The organism is Klebsiella sp. MS 92-3 (genome assembly GCF_000195655.1).
Taxonomy (GTDB): domain Bacteria; phylum Pseudomonadota; class Gammaproteobacteria; order Enterobacterales; family Enterobacteriaceae; genus Klebsiella; species Klebsiella pneumoniae.
Genome location: NZ_GL882842.1, coordinates 11,730 through 16,159 on the forward strand (window position 1 = coordinate 11,730; position 4,430 = coordinate 16,159).

A 4,430-nucleotide genomic window follows, 5' to 3' on the forward strand; every position below is an offset into this window, starting at 1 on the left:
CCCCCCGCCGCCCTGCCGCCGCTGCTGCAGCGGCTATATGCCAGCCGCGGGGTGCGCAGCGCGCAGGAGCTGGAGCGCAGCGTCAAAGGCATGCTCCCCTGGACGCAGCTCACCGGCGTTGAAAAAGCGGTCGAGATGCTGCATGACGCGTTCCAGAAAGGGTTGCACATCGTGGTGGTCGGTGATTTTGACGCCGACGGCGCCACCAGCACCGCGCTCAGCGTGTTGGCCCTGCGCGCGCTGGGTTACGGCAACGTCTCCTATCTGGTGCCGAACCGCTTTGAAGACGGCTACGGTTTAAGCCCGGAAGTGGTCGATCAGGCCCATGCTCGCGGCGCGCAGATGATCATGACCGTCGACAACGGGATCTCGTCCCATGCCGGCGTCGATCATGCCCATGCGCTGGGGATCCCGGTGCTGGTGACCGATCACCATCTGCCGGGCGAGACGCTGCCGGCGGCGGAAGCTATCGTTAATCCCAACCTGCGCGATTGCGACTTCCCGTCAAAATCACTGGCCGGGGTGGGGGTGGCGTTTTATCTGATGCTGGCGCTGCGCACTTTTCTGCGCGATAAAGGCTGGTTCGACGCTCGCGGCATCCCCGCGCCGAACCTTGCCGAGCTGCTGGATCTGGTGGCGCTTGGCACCGTCGCGGACGTCGTGCCGCTGGATGCTAACAACCGTATCCTCACCTGGCAGGGGCTAAGCCGCATTCGCGCCGGCAAATGTCGGCCCGGTATTAAGGCGCTGCTGGAAATTGCCAACCGCGATCCGCAAAAGCTGGCGGCCAGCGACCTCGGTTTCGCCCTCGGGCCGCGCCTGAACGCGGCGGGACGGCTGGACGACATGTCGGTCGGCGTCGCGCTGCTGCTGTGCGACAACATCGGCGAAGCGCGGGTGCTGGCCAACGAGCTCGATGCGCTTAATCAGACGCGCAAAGAGATTGAGCAGGGGATGCAGGCGGAAGCGCTAACGCTCTGTCAGCAGCTGGAGCGCAGCGCCGATACCCTGCCCGGCGGGCTGGCGATGTACCATCCGCAATGGCATCAAGGGGTAGTCGGCATTCTCGCCTCGCGGATTAAGGAGCGCTTCCATCGCCCGGTTATCGCTTTTGCGCCTACCGGCGACGGCACGCTGAAAGGCTCCGGTCGTTCCATTCAGGGGTTGCATATGCGCGATGCGCTGGAGCGCCTTGATACGCTTTATCCCGGGCTAATCCTGAAGTTCGGCGGCCACGCGATGGCGGCGGGCTTATCGCTGGAGGAGGCGCGTTTTGAAGAGTTTCAACAGCGCTTCGGCGAGCTGGTGACCGAATGGCTGGATCCTGCGCTGTTGCAGGGAGAGGTGGTTTCCGATGGCCCGCTGGCGGCGGCGGAGATGAGCATGGAAGTGGCGCAGATGCTGCGCGACGCCGGGCCGTGGGGGCAGATGTTCCCGGAACCGCTGTTTGACGGTCGTTTTCGCCTGCTGCAGCAGCGGCTGGTGGGCGAGCGTCACCTGAAGGTGATGGTCGAACCGGTTGACGGCGGGCCGCTGCTGGACGGTATCGCCTTCAACGTTGATACTTCCATCTGGCCGGATAACGGCGTGCGTGAAGTCCAGTTAGCCTACAAGCTCGACATCAACGAGTTCCGCGGCAACCGTAGCCTGCAGCTGATCATCGATCACCTCTGGCCAAATTGACAACAGTGTAGGAATAAGGGCGCGAATCCGGTAGAATTCCGCTCTTATCACCGCATTTTGACAAATCCATTAAAAGAAACCGACCATGTTTGAAATAAATCCGGTAAAAAACCGCATTCAGGACCTCACGGAGCGCTCCGACGTTCTTAGGGGGTATCTTTGACTACGATGCCAAGAAAGAGCGTCTCGAAGAAGTAAACGCCGAGCTGGAACAGCCGGACGTGTGGAACGAACCCGAACGCGCCCAGGCGCTGGGTAAAGAGCGTTCTTCCCTGGAAGCCATCGTAGATACCCTGGATCAGATGTCCCAGGGGCTGGAAGACGTTGCCGGCCTGCTGGATCTGGCCGTGGAAGCGGACGACGAAGAGACCTTTAACGAAGCCGTCGCCGAGCTGGATACCCTGGAAGAGAAGCTGGCGCAGCTTGAGTTCCGCCGCATGTTCTCCGGCGAATACGACAGCGCCGATTGCTACCTTGACATTCAGGCCGGTTCCGGCGGCACCGAAGCCCAGGACTGGGCCAGCATGCTGATGCGCATGTACCTGCGCTGGGCGGAAGCGCGCGGCTTTAAGACCGAAATCATCGAAGAATCCGAAGGTGAAGTCGCGGGGATTAAATCCGTGACCATTAAGATCATTGGCGATTACGCCTACGGCTGGCTGCGTACGGAAACCGGCGTTCATCGTCTGGTGCGTAAGAGCCCGTTCGATTCCGGCGGCCGCCGTCATACCTCCTTCAGCTCCGCGTTCGTTTACCCGGAAGTGGAAGACGATATCGATATCGAAATTAACCCGGCCGACCTGCGCATTGACGTATACCGCGCCTCCGGCGCCGGTGGTCAGCACGTTAACCGTACGGAATCCGCGGTGCGTATTACCCATATCCCGACCGGATTGGTGACGCAGTGCCAGAACGACCGTTCGCAGCACAAAAATAAAGACCAGGCCATGAAGCAGATGAAAGCAAAGCTTTATGAACTGGAGATGCAGAAGAAAAATGCCGAGAAGCAGGCGATGGAAGACAACAAGTCCGATATCGGCTGGGGCAGCCAGATCCGCTCTTACGTGTTGGATGACTCGCGTATTAAAGATCTGCGTACCGGGGTGGAAACCCGCAACACTCAGGCGGTGCTCGACGGCAGCCTGGACCAATTTATCGAAGCAAGTTTGAAAGCAGGGTTATGAGGAACCAACATGTCTGAACAACAAGCACAGGGCGCTGACGCGGCAATTGACCTTAATAATGAACTGAAAACCCGTCGCGAGAAGCTGGCTGCGCTGCGTGAGCAGGGCGTCGCATTCCCGAACGATTTCCGTCGTGACCATACCTCTGACCAACTGCACGCTGACTTCGATGGCAAAGAAAACGAAGAGCTGGAAGCGCTGAACGTTGAAGTGGCCGTTGCTGGCCGCATGATGACCCGTCGTATCATGGGTAAAGCGTCCTTCGTGACCCTGCAGGACGTAGGCGGCCGCATCCAGCTGTACGTGGCGCGTGATGACCTGGCGGAAGGCGTTTATAACGACCAGTTCAAAAAGTGGGACCTCGGCGACATCATCGCCGCCCGCGGTAAGTTGTTCAAGACCAAAACCGGTGAGCTCTCTATCCACTGCACCGAGCTGCGTCTGTTGACTAAAGCTCTGCGCCCGCTGCCGGACAAATTCCACGGCCTGCAGGATCAGGAAGCGCGTTACCGTCAGCGTTACCTGGACCTGATTTCCAACGATGAATCTCGTAAGACCTTCAAAGTGCGTTCGCAGATCCTGGCGGGCATCCGTCAGTTCATGGTTGGCCGCGGCTTTATGGAAGTAGAAACCCCGATGATGCAGGTGATCCCGGGCGGCGCTTCCGCGCGTCCGTTCATCACCCATCATAACGCGCTGGATCTGGACATGTACCTGCGTATCGCGCCGGAACTGTACCTCAAGCGTCTGGTGGTTGGCGGCTTCGAACGCGTCTTCGAGATCAACCGTAACTTCCGTAACGAAGGGATCTCCGTTCGTCATAACCCAGAGTTCACCATGATGGAACTCTACATGGCTTATGCGGATTACAAAGATCTGATCGAGCTGACCGAATCTCTGTTCCGCACCCTGGCGCAGGACATCCTCGGCAATACCGAAGTGCCTTACGGCGACCAGGTGTTCGACTTCGGCAAGCCGTTTGAAAAACTGACCATGCGCGAAGCGATCAAGAAATACCGTCCGGAAACCGAGATGGCGGATCTGGATAACTTTGATTCCGCGAAAGCGATCGCTGAATCTATCGGCATCAAAGTGGAGAAGAGCTGGGGTCTGGGCCGTATCGTGACCGAGATCTTCGAAGAAGTGGCGGAAGCGCACCTGATCCAGCCGACCTTCATCACCGAATACCCGGCGGAAGTTTCTCCGCTGGCGCGCCGTAACGACGTCAACCCGGAAATCACCGACCGCTTTGAATTCTTCATTGGCGGCCGTGAGATCGGTAACGGCTTTAGCGAGCTGAACGACGCCGAAGACCAGGCGCAGCGCTTCCAGGATCAGGTTGATGCGAAAGCCGCAGGCGACGACGAAGCAATGTTCTATGACGAAGACTATGTCACCGCGCTGGAACACGGCCTGCCGCCGACCGCTGGTCTGGGTATCGGTATCGACCGTATGGTCATGCTGTTCACCAACAGCCACACCATCCGCGACGTTATTCTGTTCCCGGCGATGCGTCCGCAGAAATAATCGCCCTTCGCGAAAAGCAAAAAACCCGGCTTGCCG

3 protein-coding genes are annotated in these 4,430 nt (G+C 59.0%); all 3 read left to right on the plus strand.

The features are described from left to right. A partial coding sequence (recJ, locus tag HMPREF9538_RS06705; RefSeq protein WP_009485883.1) for a single-stranded-DNA-specific exonuclease RecJ occupies positions 1-1,683 on the plus strand: 1,683 nt, incomplete at its 5' end. Positions 1,684-1,768: 85 nt separating this feature from the next. Next, positions 1,769-2,867 (plus strand): peptide chain release factor 2 gene (prfB, locus tag HMPREF9538_RS06700; RefSeq protein ID WP_095858446.1). Its coding sequence is split into 2 segments (ribosomal slippage): positions 1,769-1,843 and positions 1,845-2,867, totalling 1,098 coding nucleotides; the frame shifts between segments, so codons are not numbered across the junction. Positions 2,868-2,876: 9 nt separating this feature from the next. Then, on the plus strand, positions 2,877-4,394 hold the full coding sequence (lysS, locus tag HMPREF9538_RS06695) for a lysine--tRNA ligase (protein WP_002916299.1): 1,518 nt from the start codon (positions 2,877-2,879) through the stop codon (positions 4,392-4,394). The last annotated feature ends 36 nt before the right edge of the window (positions 4,395-4,430 follow it).

Coding starts and splice junctions, on each gene's coding strand:
- lysS (WP_002916299.1), top strand. CDS start 2,877: ATGTCTGAACAACAAGCACAGGGCGCTGACGCGGCAATTGACCTTAAT.